The sequence below is a fragment of the Anoxybacillus kestanbolensis genome (genome assembly GCF_001996285.1).
GTDB classification, from domain to species: Bacteria; Bacillota; Bacilli; order Bacillales; family Anoxybacillaceae; genus Anoxybacillus; species Anoxybacillus kestanbolensis_A.
The window spans coordinates 1-26,243 of sequence record NZ_MQAD01000028.1; the positions used below are offsets into that span (position 1 = coordinate 1).

Sequence of the window (26,243 nt, forward strand, 5' to 3'; positions counted from 1 at the left end):
GGGCGTTGCCGGGCAAAACAATATGTTATTCCGCAGTTGCTCAGTGACGAGCAATGCTTCATCGATCAAGCTGCGAGTTGCCTCGACGCATTCATCATCATTGAGTATGCGAGTAGAGGAAGAGGCAGTAGCATTCAATTGAAATAATGGTTAAGCAGTATGAATTACTTACATTTTTATTCCGCAGTAGCTCAGTGGTAGAGCACTCGGCTGTTAACCGAGCGGTCGTAGGTTCGAATCCTACCTGCGGAGCCAGTGCTTCCATAGCTCAGTTGGTAGAGCACTTCCATGGTAAGGAAGAGGTCACCGGTTCAAGCCCGGTTGGAAGCTTGTGTGTCGTATGTTGGCCCGTTGGTCAAGTGGTTAAGACACCGCCCTTTCACGGCGGTAACACGGGTTCGAATCCCGTACGGGTCATCTCTTTTACGGAGGATTAGCTCAGCTGGGAGAGCACTTGCCTTACAAGCAAGGGGTCGGCGGTTCGATCCCGTCATCCTCCACCATACGTTTTGATGAATGTGTAGGAAATTGGGTAGCATAATGTAGTCTAGGGAAAATGACTGCCGGCTTAGCTCAATTGGTAGAGCAACTGACTTGTAATCAGTAGGTTGCGGGTTCAAGTCCTGCAGCCGGCACCATCCGCGGAGGGGTAGCGAAGTGGCTAAACGCGGCGGACTGTAAATCCGCTCCCTTTGGGTTCGGCGGTTCGAATCCGTCCCCCTCCACCATTTGTTTTCACATAATGATTACATACATTTTTGTCATATCAATGTCGGATTATTTCGCGAATTTCCTTCAGAAATTCTCAAAATAATCCTGCGGTGTTAATTCATGAAGTAAATTCTGAGAAGTTAACTCATGAAGTTATATCAATGGGCTATAGCCAAGCGGTAAGGCAACGGACTTTGACTCCGTGATGCGCTGGTTCGAATCCAGCTAGCCCAGCCATTTAATTATAATTTAACTTATAACGAGCCATTAGCTCAGTAGGTAGAGCATCTGACTTTTAATCAGAGGGTCGGAGGTTCGAGTCCTCCATGGCTCACTGTTTGCGGAAGTAGTTCAGTGGTAGAACACCACCTTGCCAAGGTGGGGGTCGCGGGTTCGAGTCCCGTCTTCCGCTCCATGGGGCCTTAGCTCAGCTGGGAGAGCGCCTGCTTTGCACGCAGGAGGTCATCGGTTCGATCCCGATAGGCTCCATACTAAAACCTTAGGTATTACCTAAGGTTTTTTCTGTTTGTTATAGAATAAATATTCAAAAAGTTGTCGAGTTGAGCCAACTGTTTCTCCTCATGTACAATAAACATCAGATACAACAAGGGGAGGAGATCGGGATGGACATTTCGATTATTGGAGTGCCAATGGACTTAGGACAAACACGCCGTGGTGTTGATATGGGGCCAAGTGCCATTCGCTACGCTGGCGTAGTAGAGCGTTTAGAAAACTTAAATCATGATATTGAGGATTTAGGAGATATTCAAATTGGTCGCGCTGAGCGCGTTCAAGATGTGACAAATCCAAAATTACGAAACTTGAAAGCGGTTGCTGAAGCGAATGAAAAACTAGCCGCTACGGTGGATGAAGTTGTAGCCAAAGGTCGTTTCCCACTAGTGCTTGGTGGGGATCACAGCATTGCGATTGGGACACTTGCAGGAGTGGCTAGACATTATAAAAGTTTAGGCGTCATTTGGTACGATGCGCACGGAGATTTAAACACGGAGGAAACATCGCCCTCGGGAAATATTCACGGTATGTCGCTTGCTGCAAGTTTAGGACTTGGTCATCCAGCTTTAACGATGATTGGTGGATATAGTCCAAAAGTGAAACCAGAAAATATTGTGATCATCGGTGCTCGTGCACTTGATGAAGGCGAAAAACAATTAATTAAAGAAAAAGGAATCAAAATATATACAATGCATGAGGTTGATCGTCTCGGTATGACAAAAGTAATGGAAGAGACGATTGCGTATTTAAAAGAACGAACAGACGGTGTACATTTGTCTCTTGACTTAGATGGGCTTGACCCACATGATGCACCTGGAGTTGGAACGCCGGTGATCGGTGGGCTCTCTTACCGTGAAAGTCATTTAGCGATGGAAATGTTAGCTGAAGCGCAAATCATCACTTCAGCTGAATTTGTTGAAGTGAACCCGATTTTAGATGAGCGCAATAAAACAGCTGCAACTGCTGTCGCTTTAATGGGATCGCTGTTCGGTGAGAAGCTTGTATGAGAGGTGGCATGATGCCACCTCTTCATTTTTTTTAAAAATATGAATATATTCGTTGCGATTTGTGGAACTTTGCTTTATGTTATTCGTATAAAATAGTAGCCCCCATGTGGAGGTAAATATTACATGGACATGTTTATTAGGCAACGCATTAAAGCAGTTAAAAAAGGAGATCAAAGTGCTTTTGCTGATATTGTTGAAATGTACAAAGATAAAATTTATCAACTATGCTATCGCATGTTAGGAAATCGTCATGAGGCGGAGGATGCGGCACAAGAAGCGTTTATTCGGGCGTATGTCAACATCCATACGTACGATCCAACTATGAAATTTTCTTCTTGGTTGTATCGCATTGCAACGAATTTATCGATCGATCGCATGCGTAAAAAAAATCCTGATGTTTATTTAGATGCGGAAGTGTCAGGAACAGATGGGCTAACGATGTACTCTCAGCTTGCAGATAAGGGAACTTCTCCGGAAGATGCTTTAGAAAGCTTAGAGTTACAGAAAATGGTTCAAGAAGCGATTTTAAAATTGCCGGAAAAATATCGCACAGTCATCGTTTTAAAATATATTGACGAGCTATCGTTACAAGAAATTAGTGACATTTTAAACTTGCCGATTGGCACAGTAAAAACGCGCATTCATCGTGGTCGTGAAGCATTGCGTAAACATTTAGGCCATTTATGATAAAAGGAGTGAGACAGATGCCATGCTCTAAACAAATTGTTCAATGGATGCATGACTACTTAGATGGGGATATTCCAAAAGAGGAAGAACGACAATTGCGTAGCCATATTCAACAATGTGAAGCATGTCGCGAGCATTTTTATGCATTGGAAAAAACAGTGGCGTTTGTCGAAAACGTTTCTCACTTCACCCCTTCAGACGATTTTATCAAAAAAGTGATGTACAACTTACCTCGTGAAAAACGACGTGTACGTTGGAAACGGTGGTTTACTCATCATCCGTTTTTAACGGCTGCATCACTATTTCTCCTATTAAGCACAAGTGGCTTGTGGGCCGTTTGGCAAGAAGACAATGAATTTTCGTTTTCTAAGCAAGAACATTTAATTGTTCAAAATCATACTATCATTGTGCCGAAAGGAAAAGTCGTGGAAGGTGATATTGTTGTCCGAAATGGTGATATTCAAATTGAAGGAGAAGTGCGTGGCAACGTTACTGTTATTAACGGTCATAAATATTTAGCTTCTGCTGGTGAAGTAACCGGACAAATTGAAGAAGTTAATGAAGTATTTGATTGGATTTGGTATAATGTAAAAAGAGTCGGTTACAATATCGCCAAAACATTAACGAAATAGCCATCCATATTGATGGCTTTTTTACATGTGAGAGCAATTAGAATGAGTGAAGGAAGTGTAAGAATGCCATTTGGAGAGCTCCCAACATTTGTGAATTACCTCATTAAGTTTGTAGACATTCTTGTCGTTTGGTTTGTGATTTACAAACTCATTATGGTTGTGCGTGGCACGAAAGCGGTGCAACTGCTAAAAGGGATTATTGTCATTATCCTTGTTCGCATTGTAAGTAGCTTTATTGGATTAAGCACATTGCAATGGTTGATGGATCAGGCGATTACATGGGGTTTTTTAGCTATCATCATTATTTTCCAGCCTGAGTTACGTCGAGCACTTGAACAGCTAGGGAGGGGAAAACTGTTTTCTCGGAGCACGACGCCTGAAGAGGAAGAGCAAACGCACATCATTGAAGCGATTGTGAAAGCGACAGAGTATATGGCAAAACGACGAATCGGGGCGTTAATTTCTATTGAGCGAGAAACAGGAATGGGCGATTACATTGAAACCGGCATCCCATTACACGCACATGTTTCATCAGAATTGCTCATTAACATTTTTATTCCAAATACGCCACTTCACGATGGAGCTGTTATTGTTCAAAGAAATCAAATCGCTGCGGCATCTTGTTATTTGCCACTGTCTGAAAGCCCGTTTATTTCTAAAGAGCTTGGCACGCGACATCGCGCGGCATTAGGTATTAGTGAAGTGACCGACAGCATTACCGTTGTTGTATCCGAAGAAACTGGAGCAATTTCTGTTACGAAAAATGGGGAGCTTTACCGTGACTTAAAGTTAGATGTATTGAGAGAATTGCTGACGAAAGAGCTCATCCAACCGAAGACAACTTCCTCATCTCGTTGGCAGTGGAGGGCGAAAAAAAGTGGATAAATGGATGAATAGCCCATGGTTTATACGTATTTTTTCTTTGTTGTTAGCGCTTATGATTTACGTTTCAGTCAATATTGAAACACAATCGAATAGTACGTCACGAAATACGGTTGGTCAATCGGATGTTGAAACGGTGACGGACGTTCCAGTCGTCGCGTATTACGATCAAGAAAACCTTGTTGTTTCAGGGATCCCCCAATCTGTGAATGTCATGCTTGAGGGGCCAAAAAGCATTGTTACGCCAACGAAGCTGCAGCGAGATTTTGAAGTGTATGTCGATTTATCTAAGTTGTCAATTGGCAAACATACTGTTCCTTTGAAATACCGAAATATTTCGGAAAAGTTGCGTGTCACTATTGATCCAGCGACAATTACTGTAACGATTGATGAACGAGTGTCAAAAGACTTTCCTGTAGAAGTTGACTTTATTAATAAATCACAAATTGCAGATGGTTATTCACCAGAACAGCCAATTGTGAAGCCAAATGTTGTGAAAGTGACCGGAGCAAAAACATTAATTGATAAAGTGGCATTAGTAAAGGCACGTGTAGACTTAAAAGGAGTTGAAGAAACAATTGAGAGGGAGTCGAAAGTGACGGTATATGATAAAGAAGGAAATGTGTTACCGCTCGATGTGGAACCATCCATTGTCGACATTACCGTGCCAATAAAAAGTCCAAGTAAAACCGTTCCTTTAAAAATTGAACGAAAAGGAACGTTACGCGAAGGATTAAGCATTGTCAAAATGGAAGTAATTCCGAGTGAAGTAACGATTTTTGGACCAAAAGCAAAGATCGATGAGATCGAGTTTATTAGTGGTATTGAAGTCGACTTAAGCGATATTACAAGTGATACCACTTTACAAGTTGATGTGCCTGTTCCAAAAGGAGCTAAAATGGTAGATCCGGCGAAAGTGACAATTTTAATTGAAATTGAACAGGAAAAAGAAAGAACATTTGATCAAGTCCCAATTGAAATCATCGGACTAAACGATGCGTACAAGGCAGAATTTATCGATCCTGCTGATCGAAATGTTACACTAACGGCTTTAGGGGCCCAAAGTGTATTGGATGCTATTCAGTTGAAAGATATTGAGGTATACTTAAACGTTAGTGAATTAGGTATTGGAGAACATGACGTACCAATTGAAGTCAATGGTCCTCAAAACGTTCGATGGAGACTACCGCAAAAAGAAGCAACGATTCGCATTACAAGAAACGAGTAATAATAGAAGGAGCGATAGCATGGGTAAGTATTTCGGAACAGACGGTGTTCGAGGGATTGCCAATAGCGAATTAACGCCAGAATTAGCTTTTAAAATTGGTCGTTTTGGTGGATATGTATTAACGAAAGATAAAGAAAAAGAACGTCCGAAAGTATTAATCGGACGCGATACACGCATTTCTGGTCATATGCTCGAAGGAGCGCTTGTTGCTGGATTGCTCTCCATCGGGGCAGAAGTGATGCGCCTTGGTGTTATTTCGACGCCGGGTGTAGCCTACTTAACAAAAGCGCTAGGGGCACAAGCAGGAGTTATGATCTCTGCTTCCCATAACCCCGTTCAAGATAACGGCATTAAGTTTTTCGGTCCAGATGGGTTTAAGCTTTCTGATGAACAAGAGTTAGAAATTGAAGCACTTCTTGATAGTGAAGAAGATACGTTGCCACGTCCAATCGGCAAAGATTTAGGGCAAGTAAACGACTATTTTGAAGGTGGACAAAAATATTTACAATATTTAAAACAAACGGTAGATGAAGATTTTTCAGGCATTCATGTCGCGCTTGATTGTGCACATGGGGCGACATCGGCATTAGCGACACATTTATTTGCTGATTTAGATGCCGATGTATCGACGATGGGTGCATCACCGAACGGATTAAACATTAACGACGGTGTCGGTTCGACGCATCCAGAGGCGTTGGCTGCGTTTGTGAAAGAAAAAGGAGCAGATGTAGGATTAGCGTTTGATGGCGATGGTGACCGATTAATTGCGGTGGATGAAAACGGTCAAATTGTTGACGGTGACCAAATTATGTACATTTGCGCGAAATATCTCAATGAACAAGGCCGCTTAAAACATCAAACGGTCGTCTCGACCGTCATGAGCAATCTCGGCTTTTATAAAGCGCTTGAAGCGCAAGGGATCAAAAGCGTACAAACAGCCGTTGGCGACCGTTATGTCGTCGAAGAAATGAAAAAGAACGGCTACAATTTAGGTGGAGAACAATCGGGGCATATTATTTTCCTTGATTACAATACGACAGGGGATGGATTGTTGACGGCGCTGCAGCTTGTCAACATTATGAAAATGACGAAAAAGCCGCTTTCTGAGCTAGCGGGGGAAATGAAAAAATACCCACAAAAATTAGTAAATGTAAAAGTAACAGATAAACAGGAAGCAATCGCAAACGAAGAAGTGCAACGTGTCATTCGCGAAGTGGAAGAAGAGATGGCTGGAAACGGCCGCATTCTCGTCCGTCCGTCTGGTACGGAGCCGCTCGTTCGTGTGATGGCAGAGGCGCCGACAAATGAACTTTGCGATCAATACGTCGAGCGCATTGCGTCCGTTATTCGTGAACGCTTTGGCGTACAATAATGGTTTCAGTAAACGATATGCATAAATGGAACAGTTTATTCCATTTATGCATATTTTGTTTATACAGGGGTAAGCGATACACATTGACGTTTGCCTCTTTGTTGTTGTAAACTATTGTTGTTTGACATCTTACATGAAAGGAGGATAGCGGAAAAAAAGTTTCACAAAAGCGCCTGGACTAAGCTTTGGACGGGAAAAAAGCTTAGTTGACGAGGAGGAGGTTTATCGAGTGTTCGGCGGATGCCTCCCGGCTGATGCGATGACAGCCGCAAGTTCTTTCTTAAAACAAAGAGGCGACTCTTTGCACAAAGGAAAGAACGTTCATCGCAAACAAATATTTTAAGGGGCAAGAGCCCCTTCTTGCCCCTATTATTAGGGAGGATTTATTATGTGCGGAATCGTTGGTTATATTGGTGAACAACCAGCAAAAGAAATTTTATTGTACGGATTAGAAAAATTAGAATACCGTGGCTATGACTCGGCAGGGATTGCGTTATTAAACGAAAAAGGTGTTCATGTGTTTAAAGAAAAGGGACGCATTGCTGACTTGCGCGCGATTGTCGCAAAAGATGTCGATGCGCCGCTTGGCATTGGCCATACACGTTGGGCAACACATGGCGTACCGAACCGTGTTAACGCCCATCCACATCAGAGCACATCAGGCCGTTTTACGCTTGTGCACAATGGGGTAATTGAAAACTATGAATTGTTAAAACGCGATTATTTAGCACACGTATCCTTTACAAGCGATACAGATACAGAAGTCATTGTGCAGCTAATTGAAACGTTCGTAAACGACGGATTATCGGTAGAAGAAGCGTTTCGTAAGACGCTTTCGTTATTAAAAGGTTCGTATGCGATCGCGTTAATTGATGCCGAAAACGATGGTGTCATTTATGCGGCGAAAAACAAAAGCCCGCTTTTAGCTGGGTTAGGCGAAGGATTTAATGTCGTCGCAAGCGACGCATTAGCGATGTTACAAGTGACAAATCGATATGTTGAGTTAATGGATAAAGAAATCGTCATTGTCACAAAAGAACATGTGACAATTAAAAAGTTAAATGGTGAAGTCGTAGAGCGTGCACCGTATGTAGCGGAATTAGATGCAAGCGACATTGAAAAAGGAACGTATCCTTACTACATGTTGAAAGAAATTGACGAACAACCGCTTGTCATTCGTCGTTTAATTGAAAAATATCGCAATGAACAAGGCGAGTTAGCGATTGATGAAGATATCGTGCAAGCAGTGAATGAAGCCGATCGTTTATATATTGTCGCATGCGGCACGAGCTATCATGCTGGTTTAGTCGGCAAACAATTGATTGAAAACTGGGCGAAAATCCCTGTTGAAGTGCACATTGCAAGCGAATTTTCATACAATATGCCGCTTTTATCGGAAAAACCGCTCTTTATTTATATTTCACAAAGCGGGGAGACGGCAGATAGCCGCGCGGTGCTCGTGCGCACGAAAGAGCTTGGTTATAAATCATTAACCATTACGAACGTGCCAGGTTCGACATTATCGCGCGAAGCAGATTATACGCTTCTTCTTCATGCTGGACCGGAAATCGCTGTTGCATCAACGAAAGCATATACAGCACAAATTGCGGTGCTTGCGATGTTAGCGGCGGTCGCTGCGAAAGCAAAAGGCATCGCGCTAGATGTTGACGTCACAAAAGAACTCGGCATTGTCGCCAATGCGATGGAGACACTTTGCGACGCAAAACATGAAATGGAACAAATTGCACGCGAATATTTAGCGACAACACGCAACTGCTTCTTTATCGGTCGCGCGGTTGACTATTATGTCGTATTAGAAGGGGCATTAAAGCTAAAAGAAATTTCTTACATTCAAGCAGAAGGCTTTGCAGGTGGAGAATTGAAGCACGGTACGATCGCTTTAATTGAAAACGGCACACCAGTCATTGCCCTAGCGACACAAGAACATGTGAACTTAAGCATTCGCGGAAACGTCAAAGAAGTTGTCGCTCGCGGTGCAAATCCGTGCATCATTTCCATGAAAGGATTAGACATGGAGGACGACCGTTTCGTCATTCCAGCCGTTCATCCGATGCTCACACCGCTTGCGTCTGTCGTGCCATTGCAATTAATTGCTTACTATGCGGCATTACACCGCGGCTGCGACGTCGACAAACCGCGCAACTTAGCGAAGTCGGTAACGGTGGAGTAAAAATTAGAAGAAATGATAAAAACATGTTGAATGACAAAAAAGTCGGGTACTTGACAAAAAAGTCGGGAACCGGACAAAAAAGTTAGGTACCGAACAAAAAAGTCGGGAACTGAAAGCCTGTTGGTGAATCCAGCAGGCTTTTGTTTTTTCTATTATCTGCGGAAAATAAAGTCGCATACTGAAAAATAAAGTTATATATTCAATAAAAGTGTTGGCGAATTTTTATGCCAACAATTTTTTCTTTATTTCCGATCAAACAAATATTTGAATAATAAAAGGCATTTTGAAAGTGTTTGTAATATTGTGGTAAATTGATTAAAATCGGTCTTATTTGATTTCTATGGAAGAATAAAATTTCTTTCATCATCTGTGATGCCGCGAAGCGATGCATGGGCATCTAACGGGCAGTATAATTAAAGAAGGAATCAAATGCTAAATATCTAATATATAAAATCAATATGGATTTATATTCTAAAAATATATTTTAGGGGAGTTGTTATTCAATGTGTGGGATTTGTAACTAGACACAAAGAAAGAGATTTAGAAATTCCAAAGCATCGTCAAGATTTAATGACTGCAATTGAAAAAGATTTATTTAATGACGATGATGTATTAGCGGTTTTTTATGGTGGTTCAATCGGGAGTGAAAACATGGATTTATATTCCGACATTGACCTCCGCATCGTTGTATTACCTGAAAAATTCCAAGCATTTATCTCGAACAAAAAAAATCGCCCTAAAAAGTGGGGAAATGTTCTTTATTTTGAGGATTTAGGTCCGTTTGTAACTTATTCAATCGCTCACTATGATTGTTTCGTTAAAGTGGATACATTTTATTATAAACCTGAAGACATTCAGCCTTCCGTATGGTTGAAAAATATAAAAATTATAAAAGATACGGATGGAATGTTGGCAGATATTTTAGATAAATCAATGGCTTTATCCTATGAACCAACAATTGAAGAATTGGAACTTTGGCAAACAAAGTTTTTTGCGTATTTTCATGAAGCTTATCGCAGAGTAATGAGAAAAGAGTATTATTATGCTTTGAAATGTATTGACAACTTACGTTTATCAATGGCAACAGCTTGGTATATGGAAGCAGGAATCCAACCAAATACGTTTGGTGATTGGGCAAAATACGAAGGGGAAAGAAGCAAGCTAGAAGCTTGGCAACTTTCCCTCCTTGAAAGTTGGGAATGTGGTAGAAATCCCCTTGAAATGATGAATGTGATGAAAAGTATAGTTCCAGAATTTAAAAGAGTTCATAAAAATCTTTGTAATAAGCTCGGAATCGAAGAAAATTCTGAATGGATTAATGGAATTATTGATATGGTTATTTAAGCAGAAACACCCGCACATTTTGCGGGTGTTTTGCTTACACCCATTTCTTTTTTAACTATCCCGAAAATTAGTATTTTCATCATTTGCTAGTGCCGTAAGCACGACATGGAGGTCTATCCTGAAAATGAATTTTTCATTATTCTGATGATGCCGCATAGATGCGGCATGGTTGTCTCCCTGGGAAGAACGAATGAACTTCCATCATCTGTGGTGAAGTTCGTTTCATGGTTGGCTAACGAAGCAGTTAGTCATAATAAACCGTTAATAAATTGATGAAGAAAAAGGTGTATCACTATTCGATACACCTTATTAAATCACTTAAAACATCCTTAATCCAATTGCCTTTCTAACTTCACTGATCACTTTTTGTGATGACTCTTTCGCTTTCATTTTCCCGTGTTCTAAAACATCATATACATCACTATCTGACAATTTTTTTCTTTTTTCTCTAAACGGTCCAACGATGGAATTGATCGAATCGGATAGAATGGATTTACATTGTACGCACCCTATCGTCGCATTACTGCATTGGAGCTGAATCTTTTCTAACGTTTCCTTTTCAGTAAAGTAAGTGTGCAAATGATAAACGTTGCACCCTTCTTTTGAAGGGTTACCTGCTTGATGTTTATAGATACGAGTAGGGTCAGAATATGCCTTCTTTACTTTTCGTTGAATGGTTTCATTGTCATCTTTCATACTAATATAACTGTCGGCGTTATCGGATTTACTCATTTTCCCTTTCCCTGAAAGAGAAGGAATACGAACAGCATTTTCCACAATCGGTCTTGGTTCAGGAAAAATATCTCCATAGAGTTGGTTAAATCTACGTACAATGGTCCTTGCTATTTCCAAATGAACCAATTGATCTTCGCCGACGGGCACAAATTTTCCTTTGTGTATAAGAATGTCTGCTGCCATCAAAACTGGATAACCTACTAATCCATAATTGACATTATCAGGTTGTTTTTTTGCTTTTTCCTTAAATGTCGGACAACGTAATAAATCCCCTAATGGCATTACCATGCTTAAATAAGTATGCAATTCACATATTTCCTCTGCAATCGAGGATTGGACATAAAATGTAGATTTATTTGGATCGAGCCCTGCTGCCAAATAATCTTTAGCAATTTCCAAAACATTTCTCGTTAAATCATCTGGTTTAGGGTGAGTAGTTAGTGAATGAATATCACTGATAAAAAAGTATGAATTGTACTTTTCCTGTAATTCAAGGATATTCTTCATTGCACCATAGTAGTTACCCAAATGTAATTCTCCTGTAGGTCTTATTCCTGATACTAATATTCCCCTATTCATCGAAATCCCTCCATTTTGTTGTAGTTTTAATGCTTTGAATTGAAAAAAACGTCCACCAGCCGTCTTCCATGACTAATCACTCCTTTTAGACAACTAAATAAAAAGGCTTTCCATCCACTTGCCAAAGGACGGAAAGCCGCGGTGCCACCTTTGTTCGTTTGTAAAACAACAAACGCACTTTTAGGGTACGGAAACATAAATTACGTTTCGATACCTTGTCTCTTTTAACAGTGAGACTCTCCGCCAAAACCTACTCTAAATTTCGGTCTGGTTGCTCCGAAGCCCATTCAACATGGTTTCCACACTGATTTGCACCAACCATCAGCTCTCTGAAGTGTCCGCCATGCCTACTATTCTTCATCATCACAAAGATATATGAATTTTTTTATTTATTATAATCACACGGTAGAATGATTGCAATGTTTTTTACTAAATTATCCAAAAAATTAGTATTTTCATCATTGCTGATGCCACATAGATGCGGCATGGTTGACTCCCATGGAAGAAAGAATTAACTTCCACATCTGTGATGAAGCTCGCTTCATGGTTGGCTAACGGGTGCTTTGTTGAATAACCTACATTAAATATAAAAGAGATTGGAACGTTTTCTTGTAACGTTTTTCAAGCTCTTTTATTAATTTGAATTATACTGTGAATTCATTGTGAAAATTGTGCGATTTGACCTGTGACTCAACCTGCGTTTTACTGTTTTGCACCTGACAAGTGAACCCGTTAACAACACACACGATTGTTTTTCTTATTTTCGAGCCACTCGTCTATTCTAATTCGTGATCTCGCTCTTTTCTTACTAAAATTAGATAATGACCACCATACTTATTTACGTTTGTAAAACCTAGTTTCTCATAGAAGGAGGTTTTATCTTTTGTTCCTAAAGCAATAGTACGAACCCTCTTCACTTTTGGATGATTTATCAATCTTAATATCAACTGTTTTCCTATACCTTTTCCTTGATAAGGTTTATCCACTACCACATCGTAGATTTCTCCCCAACGTACATAATCGGTAAGCATACGGGCAAAACCAACAATTTTACCATTATCAAACGCTGCAACCAGTAAAGGGGTATTTTTTAACATTTCTTCCCATTCTGCTATATCAGTTGGCATCTTCCAAGTAGCTACTCTTTGGAAAATCTTTTTGAGTTCTACAACATCAATATCATCTTTGCTATGGCTGTAGCTAATATTCACTGATAGTTTCCTCCTTGCATTGTAATATTATTTATTAGATTCTTACAAGAAAATTAAATTCCTCCTGTATCCTTTATTCATGTGAACTTTACATAACACTATATTATTGTTGTATTCAAGAGTACATCAGTGGGCTAAAGAGAATAATTATAATATCGTTTCTTTATCTTCTGGCTTACAGCGTGTTGACGCACATCGTTTTTATGAAGAAAAAATGCAATATGATAAAGTAAGCTACGTATTCTTGAAGAGACTATCGAAGTAACAATAAGTATTAGCTCAATAAGAAGCAGTAAATAAGTATAAAAACGCTCTGATTTTTGTTCCGAGCGTTTTTCTTTGCGATTTATATTGTTATTTTGTACTAATTACTTTGTATTTGCTGTGTTTTTTCACATTTCTCTTCACGAAGTGAACCCGTTAAGGTTTTAAATGGGTTTTATTTTTATTATGTTTTAAGTATTTTCTGAAAATAAAACGGAAATGACTGATAGTAAAAAGGTTTGTGAGGGGAGAAACATGTATGTAAATAATGTGCGTGAGGCTTTGGATCGATTAACCGAGGATGAATTCGAGGAATATTTAAAAAGGTTGCGGTTAGTATTGAGAAAAAGGTACAAGAAGAATGTAAAGCCATCGGACCTAAAAAATCGAGTTAAAGAATTCATTAACGGAAAAGATCCAAAAATTGATTATTTTGAATCATATTTATTAACATTCGATGAGCTTTCAGTAAATGGAGCGATAAATGCATTACATAATAAAAAAATAAGAATACCAAAAACATGGAGACAACTGCTATTAAGTGTAACAGAAGATCGGACATTATCACCTGAAGTTGTAAAACATTTGGAGGACGAACAAATATTATCAGAGATAAAGGCATTGTTTTATAATTCCATTGAATATTGCAAAAACGAAAATAGGGATCAATTTTTTACAAATTTGTATAGCTTTAATAATTTTTTGAAAATAAAATGATTTATCAACTGACCTGTTCAAGACAACAGGTCATTTTTTTGAAATTTTTGTTGTTTAAAAATGACGTTTTTTGTAAATAATGATAGAAAAATGTCATTTTCAAATTACCTAAAAACAATTTTATTTCATAAATCAATCATTTACCGCATTTAAAGATACACAAAAAAATATTTCTTTAAATTATTTTTTCTCAAAAATATTTTTTGTATAAAAATGGGAACTGGGAAATTTTATGGCATGTATAAGGAAACTTGTCTGTCTATGATAGGAACGTGAAGGTTTTGCATCAAAGGAGTGGCATAGATGGCGAAAAGGAAAACAGAATTAACCGAAAAGAAAATCGCTGAAATGGAAAAAGAAGGTGGTGGTCAAGGCAAGGGAGAGAATTATAAACCTTGGATATATATTCAGGATTTTCCTTCAAGTGGTCTAGCGACTAGGGGGAAAGGATGGAAAACCAATCGAATTCATCACTTTTTATCCAAATTAGAACGGGATTATTTCTATGTATTGGAATGGAATCGGTCTGTTGTTGATATACGAGAACAGTTTCCATTAAATCGCGAAGATACATTGTTTATTGCCACAAACAAAGGCATTAAACATCCAATAGATCCGAAATCCCAAATACCAATTGTCATGACCACTGATTTTCTTATCACGGTGACCACTTCAGCAGGCACAAAACATTATGCCCGGACAATAAAACCATCAAAAGAACTGGAGAACAAACGAACCATTGAGAAATTAGAAATTGAACGTTCCTATTGGGAAGATCGTGGGGTTGATTGGGGAATTGTCACGGAAAAGGAAATGCCTAGGAACCTGATTGAAAATGTTGAATGGTTACATTCGTCCTATTTTGGTATAGAAGGTTTGCCTACATCAGCACTTCATACTTATGCTCAACAAATGAAATCATTCATTAAGAAATATAATACCTCGATTATAGAAGTGGTAACAGAATTTGATAACACATTTCAATTAGAAAATGGAATGGGATTAGAAATCCTTAAGTATTTAATTGCCCACCGAGAAATACGTGTAGATATTAATCAAAAGATTCACACGCACCTTTGGGTGGAAGATGTTTTCAAACTAGACTTTATATAAGAAAGAAGGGATCAAATGTTTGTAATAAATGACATCATCAGTATTGAAGAAGCTAGCGGCAAGAAACAATTGGAGCGTATCCTTTGGATTGATGAAGGTAATGTAATCTGTTACACCATCGATATTGAAAAAGAAAAAGCACTACCCATCAAGCGGAAAATCTCTGATTTGCAGCAATTACACACAGAACAATTATTATCGTTTATCGATAATGATCCTTATGGTTTTATCTATCAAGATGAGGAACAACTTCCTGAAAAAAATAAAATGTTGAGAGATGAACGTTGGGAATGCATCAAAGACATGGTTTTACAAGAGCCGGAAATATATGAAAGCGAAACAAGGGGTTCTCTCATTCGAATGGCGATGGAAAAGACGGGCAAAACCAAACGGTTACTTTATAAGTACATGGTTCAATATTGGCAAAGAGGTAAAGTGAAGAACGCTTTGTTGCCCGATTATCAAAATTCTGGCGGGAAAGGGAAGGAAAAGACTTGCACAGATAAGAAAAAAGGACGACCACGAAAATTTGCTACAATAACCGGCGAAGGTATTGTAATAACCGATGAGATTAAAAGAATTTTTGAGGTTAGTGTGAAGAGGTTTTATCATACTGCGAAGAAAAATCCTCTAGCAACGACCTATGAACAAATGCTTAAAACCTTCTTTGTGGCGGATTATCGATATGATAATGGCATAAAAAAGCCCATTCTCCTAGAACAAGATAAACTTCCGACACTAAGGCAGTTCCGATACTGGTACGAAAAGACCTATCAATTGGAAGAAAAACTTCGAAAAAGAAAAGGTAATCGGAGATACGAATTAGAGGATCGGGCAGTGTTAGGAACTTCCGTTGGTGAATTGTATGGACCTGGAACAAAATATCAGATTGATGCAACGGTTGCAGATGTTTATCTTGTCAGTTCTTTTAATCGAAATTGGATCATCGGTCGTCCTGTCATTTATGTAGTAATTGATGTATTTAGCCGTATGGTTGTGGGGTTGTATGTAGGACTAGAGGGACCATCGTGGCTCGGGGCAATGATGGCACTTGCCAATACTGCCAGCGATAAAGTTTCCTATTGTAAGCAATACGGTATTGAAATAACAAAAGACGAATGGGATTGTCATTACCTTCCTCAAACGCTATTAGCCGACCGGGGAGAATTAGAAGGGTACAATATCGAACGACTTATTTCTGTTTTTAATATGAAAGTAGAAAATACACCACCGTACCGAGCAGATTGGAAAGGAATTGTCGAACAGCACTTTAAGACCATTCATACAAAAGTCAAACCATTTTTACCTGGCATCGTGGATAGGGATGCCATAGTACGAGGTGATAGGGATTATCGTTTAGATGCCACGTTAACATTGGAAGAATTCACAAGTGTGATTATCCGATGTGTCCTCTATCACAATAATCACCATTGGTTGAAACACTATAATCAAGATGAAATGATGATTCAAGATGAGGTCCCACTGATTCCTCGCGAATTATGGAAGTGGGGTATAAAAAATCGTTCCGGCAAACTCCGTTCTTATTCAGAAGATATCGTAAAACTTAACCTCCTTCCAAGGGCAAAAGCTAGAGTGACGTATAAAGGAATTGAGTTTAAGAAAATGCGTTACAGCAGTGAAAGGGCATTAAAAGAAGGTTGGTTTGAAGAAGCCAGACAAAAGAGTTGGCAAATCCCTATTTGTTATGATCCAAGAAACATGTCACACATTTATTTGCCTAGCGAAGACGGTCGAAGCTATGAAGTAGCTACTTTGCTTGATCATCAAAAGAAATATCATGGAAAAACAATCGAAGAAGTAGAATATTTGTTTGCTTATGAAACGTTGAAACACCAAGAATATGCTCATGAAGAAATTCAACAAAAGGTGGATTTGGCAAGCGACATCGAACACATTGTTCAAAAAGCAAAAAAGTTAGTTGATCAAGAAAAAATAGAAATGAGTAATGCCCAAAAAGTCAAAGGAATTCGTGGGAATCGTTCAATGGAAAAAGAAGAGAGAAGGAAAGAAGAAGCCTTTTTATTAGCGGATTCTGACCAATCGACTCAAAGAACTATTTCAGAAGAACATGTCGAAGACACGCAGCCGAAAAAGAGCGTTTCCAGAATCGAGTTATTACGACAAAAACAAAAGGAGAAGTTGATGCATGCAAAAAACAGTCAATGAAACACAGATTCTGCATGGTAAAACAGTAGTTGATGCGATTTATAGCCCTCAGATCGTTCAAGATTATGAAAACAATCCATTGATTGAAGCACTTCCTCCTATTCTTACGGAGGAAGAAGTAATTGAACAAATATCCGTATTCCCTCCATTTAATGAAAAAGAACGTTCGTTGAATGCTAATTATCGATTTCATTGTGTGCAGAGGCTGTTTCAATACTTTCAACCATTTGAAAAACATTTAGACCTTGAACAACGAATTTCAAGAGCCATCCGTCAAGGATATCTGCACCGAAATCCAATGCAAAAAGAAGAAGTCATGAGAATTCATGAAAGTTACCAAGCGATAAAAGAGGGGAAATTTTTAAAGAGCTATCAAACAGAAACAAAACGAACAGCAGCTGGCTTTACGCTTATTGGTCTTTCAGGAATCGGAAAATCGACCGCAATTGAAAGAGTGTTATCTTTTTATCCGCAAATTATTAAGCATCATGAGTATCAAGGGAAACCATTTATTTTTACTCAGATTAGCTGGATGAAGCTGGACTGTCCGTTCGATGGTTCATTAAAAGGCTTATGTATAAGCTTTTTTGCAGAATTGGATCGATTGCTGGGATCCAACTATCTAAACAAATTTGGGTCACAAAAAAATACTACAGATTTAATGTTACAGCGAATGGCTCATCTGGCAAGTCTCCATGGGATAGGCTTACTCATTATCGATGAGATTCAGCACCTCAGTCTTAGTAAGAGTGGCGGATCGGACAAAATGCTGAACTTTTTCGTCACATTGGTTAACACCATTGGTATTCCTGTTTTGCTGGTTGGAACAAATAAAGCTGTTTCGGTTTTACAAAGTGAATTCCGGCAAGCAAGACGGGGAAGCGGACAAGGGGATATGGTTTGGTCCCAGATGCCAAAAGATGAGTCATGGGAGTTATTTGTCGAAGGTATGTGGGAATATCAGTGGACAACCAATTATACACCGCTAACCAGTGAATTCAGTGATTTGATTTATGAGGAAAGCCAAGGAATCCTCGATATTGCTGTCAAACTCTTCATGCTATCACAGGTAAGAGCGATTGCAACAGGGGAAGAAAAATTAAGCAAACAAATCATCAAACAAGTGGCAAACGATAGCTTAAGGTTGGTTCGACCGATGTTAAAGGCATTGAGATCAGGAATTCCAAGTGAGATTGCCAAATACGAAGATATTCGTCCCATTGATATTGATGAGGAAATTGAAAAATATAAAGCCTCCATTGATTTGCAAGAAAAGATTCGCATTCAAAAGAAGATACAAGAACAAAAACGTCAAAAAAGGGAGCAATCCCTTTTAGAAGAGGTGACACTGCAACTGTTAGCTATGGACTTTGAGCCCAAAGAAGCCCAGACCGCCCTAAAGAAAGTCTTTAAAAAGTTTGGCGAAGATATTGAAAAACCAATGGTGATAAAAGAAGCGATAAAACTCCTTATTGAAAAGGATGAGAAGAAAGACAATGCTCAAATCAAAACCAAGAAAGCCAAATCAAAATCGGAAAATTATTTGGGTCACTTAATGGAAGAAGCAAGGAATAAGAAAAAATCAGTTCACGAATGGTTTCTTGATAAAAACATTGTCAAACAACCTTTAGATGATTTTTGGGAGGAAGATGACCATGCTACTTTGGTTTCCAACGCCGTATCCTGATGAGCTTCTATATAGCGTATTCGCGAGGTATCATGTGCGGTCCGGAAATACAAGTCCTAAAATGACGACCGAAGAATTGTTTGGAAAACGGACCATCCGATCAGTTTGGGACTTACCAGCCAATTTGAATACTTTGTTGAGTCGAATGGGTCCTTATTGGGATGCAGATAACCTAATTTTCAACCATACGATGTATTCATATTATGCAGCCTTTTTGCTTCCAAAGCAGGCAGATCAAGTAAAAAAATCCATGATGGATGATAAAGGGAGTACCATTCATACCCGTATCGGAGTTTCAGCAAGTAATGTGAAAACAAAAACGAACCTTTGGGTATGTAGTGATTGTATCAAAGAGGACATGGACACGTATGGCGAAATGTATTGGCATCGTATCCATCAAGCTCCTGGCGTGTTTATTTGTCCAAAACATGAAACGATATTGGAAGAAACAGCGGTATCTACAAAAACTGAAAACCAACATGAATATGTAATCGCAACCCCTTTTATTGAAAGAAAACGGATGAACCTGGATGGGTTGCAAAAAGAAGAACTTCAGTTGCTTTTAAAAATTGCTCAAATAACGGAGTCCCTGCTAACAAATAGGCATCTCCAGACACAAGATAATACCGTTAGGGAAAAGTATGTTGAGCTTTTAAAACAAAAAGGATTTGCCAGTCCTAATGGGTTTGTAAAACGTGATAAATTATATCAGAGCTTTACTTCAAAGTTTTCCGACCGCTGTTTGGAACTTTTACAGTCTCCAGTATTGTTCGAAGAAACCAATTGGTTAACGATGATATTTCAAAAACACCGGAAGTCCTTTCATCCGATACGGCATATACTAGTCATGCTGTTTTTAGAAACCGACTTGAATCATTTGTTTAATAAAGAGCAGTATCATCCTTTTGGTAAAGGTCCTTGGCTATGCTTAAATGTCGCATGCCCCAATTATCATAAACCAGTTGTTACATCTTTAACGATAACCAGATGTTATGATACAGGGAAACCGGTTGGAACATTTCGTTGTGACTGTGGGTTTGTTTTTTCAAGGAGAGGACCTGATAAAAACAGTAATGATCGGTATCGTATTGGCACGATAAAGGAATACGGTAAGGTTTGGAAGGATAAACTGACCGAATTAGTGAACGAAGGGTATTCACTTACAGATATATCAAAAGAATTACAGGCGGACCGAGCAACAATCAAAAAGTACGCTGCCGAATTAGGATTAAAAGTACCATGGAAATTACCAAAAATCGAAAAGGAAAACCAAGAAGATCCGTTGGAACGATACGAAGCCCAATTAGCCGAAAGAAAAAATAAATGGCTTGAGCTACAAAAGTTATACCCTGAAAAATCAAAGACGGAATTACGAAAAATGGCACCTGATGTTTATGCGTTTTTGTACCGACATGATCGTGATTGGCTTAATAAATATTCTCCTTCAAAGAAAAGAATTCAACCCTCTAAGCAACGTGTAAATTGGGACAAGCGAGATGAAGAAATCTTAAAAATGGTCAAGGAAGCTGTTCGGACATGGGATTTGGGAGCTGAGAAGCCAACAAGGATTACAAAGACAGCCATTGGCAAGAAAATCAACCACTTGTCCTTACTTGAGAAAAAAGGTGATAAATTACCCAAAACCATGAATTATATTTCTCAAGTAGAAGAAAGTTTAGAATCGTTTCAAATGAGACGGGTGGAATTTGTAATCGAGAAATTAAAACAAGAGGGACAACCTATCATTGAATGGCAAATTTATAAAAAGGCAGGACTTCGACCGAACGTTTCAAATAAGGTGAAGAGGTTTATTTCTTTAAAGATAGTTGATTTAAATACTGTTTAAAAAGAGATGTTTAACAGGTGAAAAGTATGTGAAAAATTTAACATTTGATCAAATTTGAAAAATTAACTTGACGATTTGCTATATTATGGTTATAATTAAATTGAAAATAACAGAGATATGTTTTGCGGAGTCAAATCATATCAAAATCTAAATTTTAGGTGGGTAGAAGCCCATCTAAACTAATTTGAATTGAATTATCAATAATGCGTGGCATTATTGATGCGAATTTTTTCTTTAGGAGGTCAGATGTTCCTGATCTCCTTTTAATTTATGGAGAGGAGAAGGCTTCATATGGAAAGGGTCATGATTTTTATTGATGGAAATAACTTTTATCATGCGGCAAAAAATTATTTAAACCAGAGTCCAAAGTATAAATTAGAGGAACTTTGCCAAAATGTTACAAACAAAAAACCTAATAGATATTTATTGAGAAGTTACTTTTATACAGTAAATGAACCACATCAGCAAGCAATTATAAATGCCTTAAAAAAAATTCCACGTATTTCTGTTAATGCAGAAGGGTATTTAAAGAAAAATAGAATTCCAGGTATTACATTTGACCCTAATGATCCTAGTACATATATTTCTGAAGAAAAAAGAACAGATATTAATTTAACAACTGACTTATTAGTAGGAGCATATATGAATAGTTATGATACTGCAATTATTTTTAGTGCAGATAATGATTATCTCACACCTATAAAAGAAATTCAGAAAATAGGAAAAATTGTGGAGTTGGTTATTACAGAGGGACAACCTATCTCCGAAAATTTAAGAAATACTGTTGACGAAGTATTTGAATTAAATGAAGATGATTTTAAAAATTGTTGGAATGGCACATATATATCAAACAGAAGACAAGCTCAAACCACTCCTTAACACCAATGAAAAGAAATCGCTTAAGAAAATTTTTTGAGAAAAAAGCTCTTAAGGGAAACAAAGAGGTGGCTTTTTCAGTCACCTCTTTGTTTATTTTTTATTTATTCATTTTTAGTACCCGACTTTTTTGTCACGCAAAAAAAAATCGTGGTACCCGACTTTATTTTTTACGAAATGTAAAATCGAACGTAAGAATGCGGGGTTTATCGTTTCACAGTACCCAACTTTTTTGTAATTTAACAAAACACACGTCACGATGTATGTAATCGGACGTGTGTTTTTTCGTGTAAATATTTATGCCTTGTTGTTTCGTTTGTTTTGCTGATACAGTTGTACGATTTGTTCCTCCTGTTCGCGAATGATGACTTTTGGAACAGGCGTCGGTTTTTTGTTTTGATCGATGGCGACCATTGTTAAAAAGCATGTCGTTGTTAAGTGATGTTCGCCTGTAAATAAATCTTCTGTTTCGACTTTGACGAATACTTTCATGGATGTGCGACCGGTCGAGTAGACGAATGCTTCGAGTTTTAAAATGTCACCTACTTTTGCGGACGAAATAAAGTCAACTTTGTCGATCGAAACGGTGACGACTGCTTTTCGCGCATGGCGCATGGCGGATATTGCCGCAATTTCATCAATGTAAGCTAAAACGGTACCGCCAAAAATCGTGCCGAGATGGTTCGTATCAGAAGGTAATACGAGACGCGTTTGAATCGTTTTTGACTGCTCGACGCTTACTTCCATGATTTCATCCCTCCGTACGCTAAAAGACGCTCGCGGTATTCGCGTGCTGCCTCTACCATCACTTGAAGTGCGGCAATCGTTTCTTCTTCTTTTCGAGTTTTTAATCCGCAATCTGGATTGACCCAAAATTGTTCTGGACGAAGAACGCGAAGTGCCCGTTCGATTTGTTCGCTTAGTTCTTCTTTTGTCGGAATGCGTGGGCTATGAATGTCATACACCCCTAATCCGATTCCCTTCTCATACTCATATGTTTCAAATACAGAAACAAGTTCACCATGGCTTCGTGACGATTCAATGGAGATGACATCCGCATCAAGCTCATCAATGATATGCATCATATGTTCAAACTGTGAATAGCACATATGGGTGTGAATCTGCGTTTCCTCTTCCACCGATGAGGTAGCGAGGCGAAACGCCATAACGGCATCTTCCCAATACGATGCATGTTTTTTTGTTTTCAAAGGCAATCCTTCCCGTAATGCTGGCTCATCGACTTGAATGATGCGTATTCCTTCTTTTTCTAACTGCAATACTTCCTCACGAATGGCGAGGGCGAGCTGCACCAGCACATGTTTTCGTGGAATATCGTCGCGAACGAACGACCAGTTTAAAATAGTTACTGGTCCTGTTAACATTCCTTTCACAGGTTTAGTCGTTAATGATTGGGCATATACTGTTTCTTCTATGGTCATCGGTTGTTGATAGGCAATATCGCTAAAAATAATAGGTGGGCGCACACAACGTGATCCATATGATTGCACCCAACCGTTTGTTGTGCATGCCATGCCTTGCAGTTTTTCACCGAAAAACTCCACCATATCTGTACGTTCAAATTCGCCATGGACAAGCACATCGAGCTGAAGTTGCTCTTGAATGTCGATCCATTTTGCGATTTCTTTCTTTATAAACGACTTGTATTGCTTGTCGTTCCATTCGCCTTTTTTCCACTTCATTCGAGCTTGGCGCACGTCGCTCGTTTGTGGGAAGCTTCCAATCGTCGTTGTCGGCAAAAGTGGAAGCTGCAAATGGGCTTGTTGTGCTTTTTGTCTTTCGCTGTAAGATGTTCGGTTTAATGGAACGGTTGTGATATCGTCTGTTTGTTTAGATTGACGGAACTTGGAAAAATAAACGTTTGTTTGTTCATCGTATTTGATTAGCTCGTCGATCGTTACGTTTCCGTTCATATACTCTGTCAACATACGTATTTCATCTAATTTTTCATCGGCAAATGATAAAGCCCCAGCAAGCTCCGTCGGCAATGCATGTTCATGTTTTGTCGTGACAGGAACATGCAGTAAGCTGCAAGACGGTTGAATGATCAGTTGTTCGGCAACGTTTGCTAAATGATGAAGGAGCGTTGCTTTTTGGGCAAGCGAGCTTTTCCATACATTGCGACCGTCTACAATCCCAGCAACTAATATTTTATCTTTCGGAAATCCGTACGTGTTTATGTTTTTCATGTTCTCGCCATCGTCATGCACGAAATCAAGCCCAATGCCTGCGACAGGTAAAGCAACGATTTCACGATAATGCGATACGCTATCAAAATATGTTTGTAAAATAAGGTTTATATTTGGTACATCGCGATGAAAAACTTCATATACATCACGAAATGCATCGACTATGTCATCGTCTATATCTTGAACGAGAATCGGTTCATCGATTTGGACGAATGACACGCCCGCTTCGCTTAGTTGTTTGAATAATTCCACATAAAGAGGAACTAATTGTGCGAGATGTTTGCGCCACTCGTGTCGCGCGTATTGCTTAGAAAGCAAAAGAAACGTAATCGGTCCAAGTAATACAGGCTTTGTTTCTAAATTGAATGTTTCTTTTACAAGCTTGTATTCTTTCAATAGGCGATTATCCACTAATTTCGGCTTCGTTTGCCCGATTTCAGGCACAATGTAGTGATAATTTGTATTAAACCATTTCGTCATTTCAAGCGCATGTTGCCCATTTGTCCCACGTGCCATTGCAAAATATTGCTCAAGCGTATCGTTTATTTGTTGAAATCGCTTGGGAATATACCCAAACATAAATGCGGTATCTAGCACGTGATCGTATAAAGAAAAATCTCCGATCGGAATGAGATCAATTCCTTTCTCAAGTTGTTTACGAATGGAATCGAGTCGAATCGTTTCCATTGTTTTTGTGAATTGATCTTTGTCTATTTGCCCATTCCAAAAAGATTCTAATGTTTTTTTCCATTCTCTTTTTTCACCAATGCGCGGATACCCTACATTTGAACTACGAATGAACAAGTTAAGCACCTCCAGTTATTTATATCCCAATCAAGCAAAAAAACCCTCTTCCAAACAGAAGGAGGGCATAGCTAGCTCGTATTGAGATACATGAAGTGCCTCAAGATCATATGTCCTCACTCCTCCCTATGACGCGTAGGTCGTAAGTGCATACAACAGGCAGGTCTCCTGACTTAGCTTCATCGCTGTTTATCTCCTTCCCATTTCAAATGAAACAGTGGATTGTGATAAACAGCTCTGCATCACAGTGGCGCGACCGTGTTGGACTTTCACCAAACTTCCCTTTTAAGATTCACAGCATGTGTGAACCACCTGTTGCGTGAACTTATTATGTTATTGTATAAAATTCAGAATAAACGAACTTTTTGTTTTTTTCAACAGAAATATTAATGTATTTTTACATAAAACATAAAAATAATGTAGTAATCACCCTAACGTTTGTGAATTTTTTGATTTGTATGCATATTGATGGTCAGCTATGGAGGATTTTTTATTTAATGCTATCAATAACATCATAGTAATAATGCAAGCTGTGCCAATCCATTGAAAAAAACCAAAAGGTTCTTTTAACCAAAAAACGGTTGTTAAAACAGCGGCGAGTGGTTCAATGTTGCCTAATAGGCTTGATTCTTTAGGCGAGAGACTTTGTAAGCTTTCGATATAAAACCAAAATGCAATCATTGTACCGAATATAATAACGAAAATTAAGTATAAGTACGTTTCTATGGTTAAGTGTTTAAAATCCATTTGCCAGGGTGGATGAACAAAGCTTAGTGCTAAGCCGCCAATCACCATGGACCAGCCGACAACGACAAGTGAATGATATTGTTTCAGTAAAGGAACAGCATATAGAGTATAAAATGCTAAAGCGATGCCAGATAAAAAACCCCAAACAATTGCGAGCAGTGGTACAGATAGTTGGGAAACAGAACCGTTTGTTAATAAGAAAAAGCAACCAACTAAGGCGAGCGAAATAGCCAATACATCTCTTTTTGTTATAGTAGCTTGTCTGTGAAAAACGGAGTAAATGATAATCATAACAGGTGCTAAATATTGCAATAATGTGGCGACAGCTGCGTTACCATGTTTAATGGAAGCCATATACGTATATTGAACAGCCAGCATACCGAGCAATCCGAAGGTAATCAATGAGATAACTGCTTTTTTCGTTTTCCAAACGGAAAATATTTGTGTGCGCTCTTCTTTCCTAACAAATTGAACGATTAAAAGTAAAAAACCAGCTACGAGTAATCTTGTCGTTACAAGCCAATCTACATCGATGCCATACTGAAAAAGTTTTTTTGATACAGTTCCCCCAATCCCCCAAAATAATGCTCCGGTGATGACTAAAAATAATCCTTTTTTTCTATTCATGATTCATTTTTCACCTCGGAATATAAAAATAGTACTATGATAGTTTGTATAATAAGACAAAATACATTATAAATCA

The 26,243-nt window shown here is 38.7% G+C and carries 19 protein-coding genes, 10 tRNA genes, 1 pseudogene, 1 riboswitch and 1 other annotated feature; of the genes and pseudogenes, 25 read left to right on the plus strand and 5 right to left on the minus strand.

The features are described 5' to 3' along the window. Positions 1 to 180 precede the first annotated feature (180 nt). The 18 genes from BO219_RS12275 (at position 181) to BO219_RS12360 (ending at position 10,567) form a co-directional block, all read left to right on the plus strand. A tRNA-Asn gene (locus BO219_RS12275) sits at positions 181 to 255 on the plus strand. Positions 256 to 257: 2 nt separating this feature from the next. Further along, positions 258 to 330 (plus strand) — tRNA-Thr (locus tag BO219_RS12280). Between the two features lie 15 nt (positions 331 to 345). Beyond that, positions 346 to 417, plus strand: a tRNA-Glu gene (locus tag BO219_RS12285). Between the two features lie 10 nt (positions 418 to 427). Beyond that, positions 428 to 503: transfer RNA gene (locus BO219_RS12290), tRNA-Val, on the plus strand. 59 nt (positions 504 to 562) lie between these two features. Further along, a tRNA-Thr gene (locus BO219_RS12295) sits at positions 563 to 638 on the plus strand. A 5-nt stretch (positions 639 to 643) separates the two neighbouring features. Further along, positions 644 to 728, plus strand: a tRNA-Tyr gene (locus BO219_RS12300). Positions 729 to 873: 145 nt separating this feature from the next. Beyond that, positions 874 to 948, plus strand: a tRNA-Gln gene (locus tag BO219_RS12305). A 24-nt stretch (positions 949 to 972) separates the two neighbouring features. Next, positions 973 to 1,045: transfer RNA gene (locus BO219_RS12310), tRNA-Lys, on the plus strand. Between the two features lie 6 nt (positions 1,046 to 1,051). Continuing rightward, a tRNA-Gly gene (locus BO219_RS12315) sits at positions 1,052 to 1,126 on the plus strand. A 1-nt stretch (position 1,127) separates the two neighbouring features. Further along, positions 1,128 to 1,200 (plus strand) — tRNA-Ala (locus BO219_RS12320). Between the two features lie 134 nt (positions 1,201 to 1,334). After that, entirely contained in the window at positions 1,335 to 2,231 is an 897-nt protein-coding gene (gene rocF / locus BO219_RS12325) for an arginase (protein WP_004888717.1), read from the plus strand. Positions 2,232 to 2,354: 123 nt separating this feature from the next. Next, positions 2,355 to 2,918, plus strand: coding sequence for an RNA polymerase sigma factor SigW (sigW, locus tag BO219_RS12330; protein ID WP_077429737.1), 564 nt, complete (start codon positions 2,355 to 2,357; stop codon positions 2,916 to 2,918). 17 nt (positions 2,919 to 2,935) lie between these two features. Then, entirely contained in the window at positions 2,936 to 3,550 is a 615-nt protein-coding gene (locus tag BO219_RS12335; RefSeq protein WP_077429738.1) for an anti-sigma factor family protein, read from the plus strand. Between the two features lie 63 nt (positions 3,551 to 3,613). Continuing rightward, positions 3,614 to 4,435, plus strand: coding sequence for a diadenylate cyclase CdaA (gene cdaA, locus BO219_RS12340; RefSeq protein WP_077429739.1), 822 nt, complete (start codon positions 3,614 to 3,616; stop codon positions 4,433 to 4,435). Next, a complete protein-coding gene (locus tag BO219_RS12345) occupies positions 4,428 to 5,660 on the plus strand; it encodes a CdaR family protein (protein ID WP_077429740.1) in 1,233 nt (410 codons plus the stop codon). The genes cdaA and BO219_RS12345 overlap by 8 nt, the downstream gene beginning before the upstream one ends. 19 nt (positions 5,661 to 5,679) lie before the next feature. After that, a complete protein-coding gene (glmM, locus tag BO219_RS12350; protein WP_077429741.1) occupies positions 5,680 to 7,032 on the plus strand; it encodes a phosphoglucosamine mutase in 1,353 nt (450 codons plus the stop codon). 388 nt (positions 7,033 to 7,420) lie between these two features. Next, entirely contained in the window at positions 7,421 to 9,223 is a 1,803-nt protein-coding gene (glmS, locus tag BO219_RS12355) for a glutamine--fructose-6-phosphate transaminase (isomerizing) (protein ID WP_077429742.1), read from the plus strand. Positions 9,224 to 9,730: 507 nt separating this feature from the next. Beyond that, complete coding sequence (locus BO219_RS12360; protein WP_077429743.1) at positions 9,731 to 10,567, plus strand: aminoglycoside 6-adenylyltransferase; 837 nt, start codon at positions 9,731 to 9,733, stop codon at positions 10,565 to 10,567. Between the two features lie 318 nt (positions 10,568 to 10,885). On the opposite strand, the gene trpS is transcribed toward BO219_RS12360, so the two are convergent. Both trpS and BO219_RS12370 read right to left on the minus strand, forming a co-directional pair. After that, the gene (trpS, locus tag BO219_RS12365; RefSeq protein WP_077429744.1) at positions 10,886 to 11,881 is read right to left on the minus strand and encodes a tryptophan--tRNA ligase; all 996 of its coding nucleotides are present in this window, start codon (positions 11,879 to 11,881) and stop codon (positions 10,886 to 10,888) included. A 121-nt stretch (positions 11,882 to 12,002) separates the two neighbouring features. Beyond that, positions 12,003 to 12,254 (minus strand) — a binding site (T-box leader). A 403-nt stretch (positions 12,255 to 12,657) separates the two neighbouring features. After that, positions 12,658 to 13,092, minus strand: a complete 435-nt coding sequence (locus tag BO219_RS12370) for a GNAT family N-acetyltransferase (RefSeq protein ID WP_077429745.1) — start codon at positions 13,090 to 13,092, stop codon at positions 12,658 to 12,660. 109 nt (positions 13,093 to 13,201) lie between these two features. On the opposite strand from BO219_RS12370, the pseudogene BO219_RS14895 reads away from it, so the two are divergent. The 7 genes and pseudogenes from BO219_RS14895 to BO219_RS12405 all read left to right on the plus strand — a co-directional run. After that, positions 13,202 to 13,357 (plus strand): annotated as a pseudogene (locus tag BO219_RS14895) (GNAT family N-acetyltransferase); the annotation flags it as partial. 254 nt (positions 13,358 to 13,611) lie between these two features. Continuing rightward, the gene (locus tag BO219_RS12380; RefSeq protein ID WP_077429746.1) at positions 13,612 to 14,073 is read left to right on the plus strand and encodes a hypothetical protein; all 462 of its coding nucleotides are present in this window, start codon (positions 13,612 to 13,614) and stop codon (positions 14,071 to 14,073) included. A 303-nt stretch (positions 14,074 to 14,376) separates the two neighbouring features. Continuing rightward, positions 14,377 to 15,186: a TnsA endonuclease N-terminal domain-containing protein gene (locus BO219_RS12385; protein ID WP_077429747.1), complete on the plus strand. Its 810-nt coding sequence runs from the start codon at positions 14,377 to 14,379 to the stop codon at positions 15,184 to 15,186. 15 nt (positions 15,187 to 15,201) lie between these two features. Continuing rightward, positions 15,202 to 17,373 carry a Mu transposase C-terminal domain-containing protein gene (locus tag BO219_RS12390; RefSeq protein WP_077429748.1) on the plus strand — a complete coding sequence of 724 codons (2,172 nt, stop codon included), beginning with the start codon at positions 15,202 to 15,204 and terminating at the stop codon, positions 17,371 to 17,373. Beyond that, entirely contained in the window at positions 17,354 to 19,060 is a 1,707-nt protein-coding gene (locus BO219_RS12395; RefSeq protein ID WP_077429749.1) for an AAA family ATPase, read from the plus strand. The genes BO219_RS12390 and BO219_RS12395 overlap by 20 nt, the downstream gene beginning before the upstream one ends. Next, on the plus strand, positions 19,029 to 20,906 hold the full coding sequence (locus BO219_RS12400) for a TnsD family Tn7-like transposition protein (RefSeq protein ID WP_198936690.1): 1,878 nt from the start codon (positions 19,029 to 19,031) through the stop codon (positions 20,904 to 20,906). The genes BO219_RS12395 and BO219_RS12400 overlap by 32 nt, the downstream gene beginning before the upstream one ends. 291 nt (positions 20,907 to 21,197) lie before the next feature. Next, complete coding sequence (locus tag BO219_RS12405) at positions 21,198 to 21,785, plus strand: NYN domain-containing protein (protein ID WP_077429751.1); 588 nt, start codon at positions 21,198 to 21,200, stop codon at positions 21,783 to 21,785. A gap of 294 nt (positions 21,786 to 22,079) precedes the next feature. Here BO219_RS12405 and BO219_RS12410 read toward each other — a convergent pair whose 3' ends face one another. From BO219_RS12410 to BO219_RS12420, 3 genes are all read right to left on the minus strand, one after another. Next, positions 22,080 to 22,529: an acyl-CoA thioesterase gene (locus BO219_RS12410; protein WP_009362626.1), complete on the minus strand. Its 450-nt coding sequence runs from the start codon at positions 22,527 to 22,529 to the stop codon at positions 22,080 to 22,082. Further along, positions 22,520 to 24,793 (minus strand): 5-methyltetrahydropteroyltriglutamate--homocysteine S-methyltransferase, encoded by a 2,274-nt coding sequence (gene metE / locus BO219_RS12415; protein WP_077429752.1) that lies wholly within the window; start codon positions 24,791 to 24,793, stop codon positions 22,520 to 22,522. Before metE ends, BO219_RS12410 begins: the two co-directional genes overlap by 10 nt. A 141-nt stretch (positions 24,794 to 24,934) precedes the next feature. Then, positions 24,935 to 25,124, minus strand: a riboswitch (cobalamin riboswitch). A gap of 95 nt (positions 25,125 to 25,219) precedes the next feature. Continuing rightward, positions 25,220 to 26,167 carry a DMT family transporter gene (locus BO219_RS12420; protein WP_077429753.1) on the minus strand — a complete coding sequence of 316 codons (948 nt, stop codon included), beginning with the start codon at positions 26,165 to 26,167 and terminating at the stop codon, positions 25,220 to 25,222. Positions 26,168 to 26,243: the final 76 nt, after the last annotated feature.

What these genes read in the sequence shown, in the direction of transcription:
- rocF (WP_004888717.1), top strand. Translation starts at nt 1,335, where the DNA reads ATGGACATTTCGATTATTGGAGTGCCAATGGACTTAGGACAAACACGC.
- sigW (WP_077429737.1), top strand. Translation starts at nt 2,355, where the DNA reads ATGGACATGTTTATTAGGCAACGCATTAAAGCAGTTAAAAAAGGAGAT.
- BO219_RS12335 (WP_077429738.1), top strand. Translation starts at nt 2,936, where the DNA reads ATGCCATGCTCTAAACAAATTGTTCAATGGATGCATGACTACTTAGAT.
- cdaA (WP_077429739.1), top strand. Translation starts at nt 3,614, where the DNA reads ATGCCATTTGGAGAGCTCCCAACATTTGTGAATTACCTCATTAAGTTT.
- glmM (WP_077429741.1), top strand. Translation starts at nt 5,680, where the DNA reads ATGGGTAAGTATTTCGGAACAGACGGTGTTCGAGGGATTGCCAATAGC.
- glmS (WP_077429742.1), top strand. Translation starts at nt 7,421, where the DNA reads ATGTGCGGAATCGTTGGTTATATTGGTGAACAACCAGCAAAAGAAATT.
- trpS (WP_077429744.1), bottom strand. Translation starts at nt 11,881, where the DNA reads ATGAATAGGGGAATATTAGTATCAGGAATAAGACCTACAGGAGAATTA.
- BO219_RS12380 (WP_077429746.1), top strand. Translation starts at nt 13,612, where the DNA reads ATGTATGTAAATAATGTGCGTGAGGCTTTGGATCGATTAACCGAGGAT.
- BO219_RS12385 (WP_077429747.1), top strand. Translation starts at nt 14,377, where the DNA reads ATGGCGAAAAGGAAAACAGAATTAACCGAAAAGAAAATCGCTGAAATG.
- BO219_RS12390 (WP_077429748.1), top strand. Translation starts at nt 15,202, where the DNA reads ATGTTTGTAATAAATGACATCATCAGTATTGAAGAAGCTAGCGGCAAG.
- BO219_RS12395 (WP_077429749.1), top strand. Translation starts at nt 17,354, where the DNA reads ATGCAAAAAACAGTCAATGAAACACAGATTCTGCATGGTAAAACAGTA.
- BO219_RS12400 (WP_198936690.1), top strand. Translation starts at nt 19,029, where the DNA reads ATGCTACTTTGGTTTCCAACGCCGTATCCTGATGAGCTTCTATATAGC.
- BO219_RS12405 (WP_077429751.1), top strand. Translation starts at nt 21,198, where the DNA reads ATGGAAAGGGTCATGATTTTTATTGATGGAAATAACTTTTATCATGCG.
- BO219_RS12410 (WP_009362626.1), bottom strand. Translation starts at nt 22,529, where the DNA reads ATGGAAGTAAGCGTCGAGCAGTCAAAAACGATTCAAACGCGTCTCGTA.
- BO219_RS12420 (WP_077429753.1), bottom strand. Translation starts at nt 26,167, where the DNA reads ATGAATAGAAAAAAAGGATTATTTTTAGTCATCACCGGAGCATTATTT.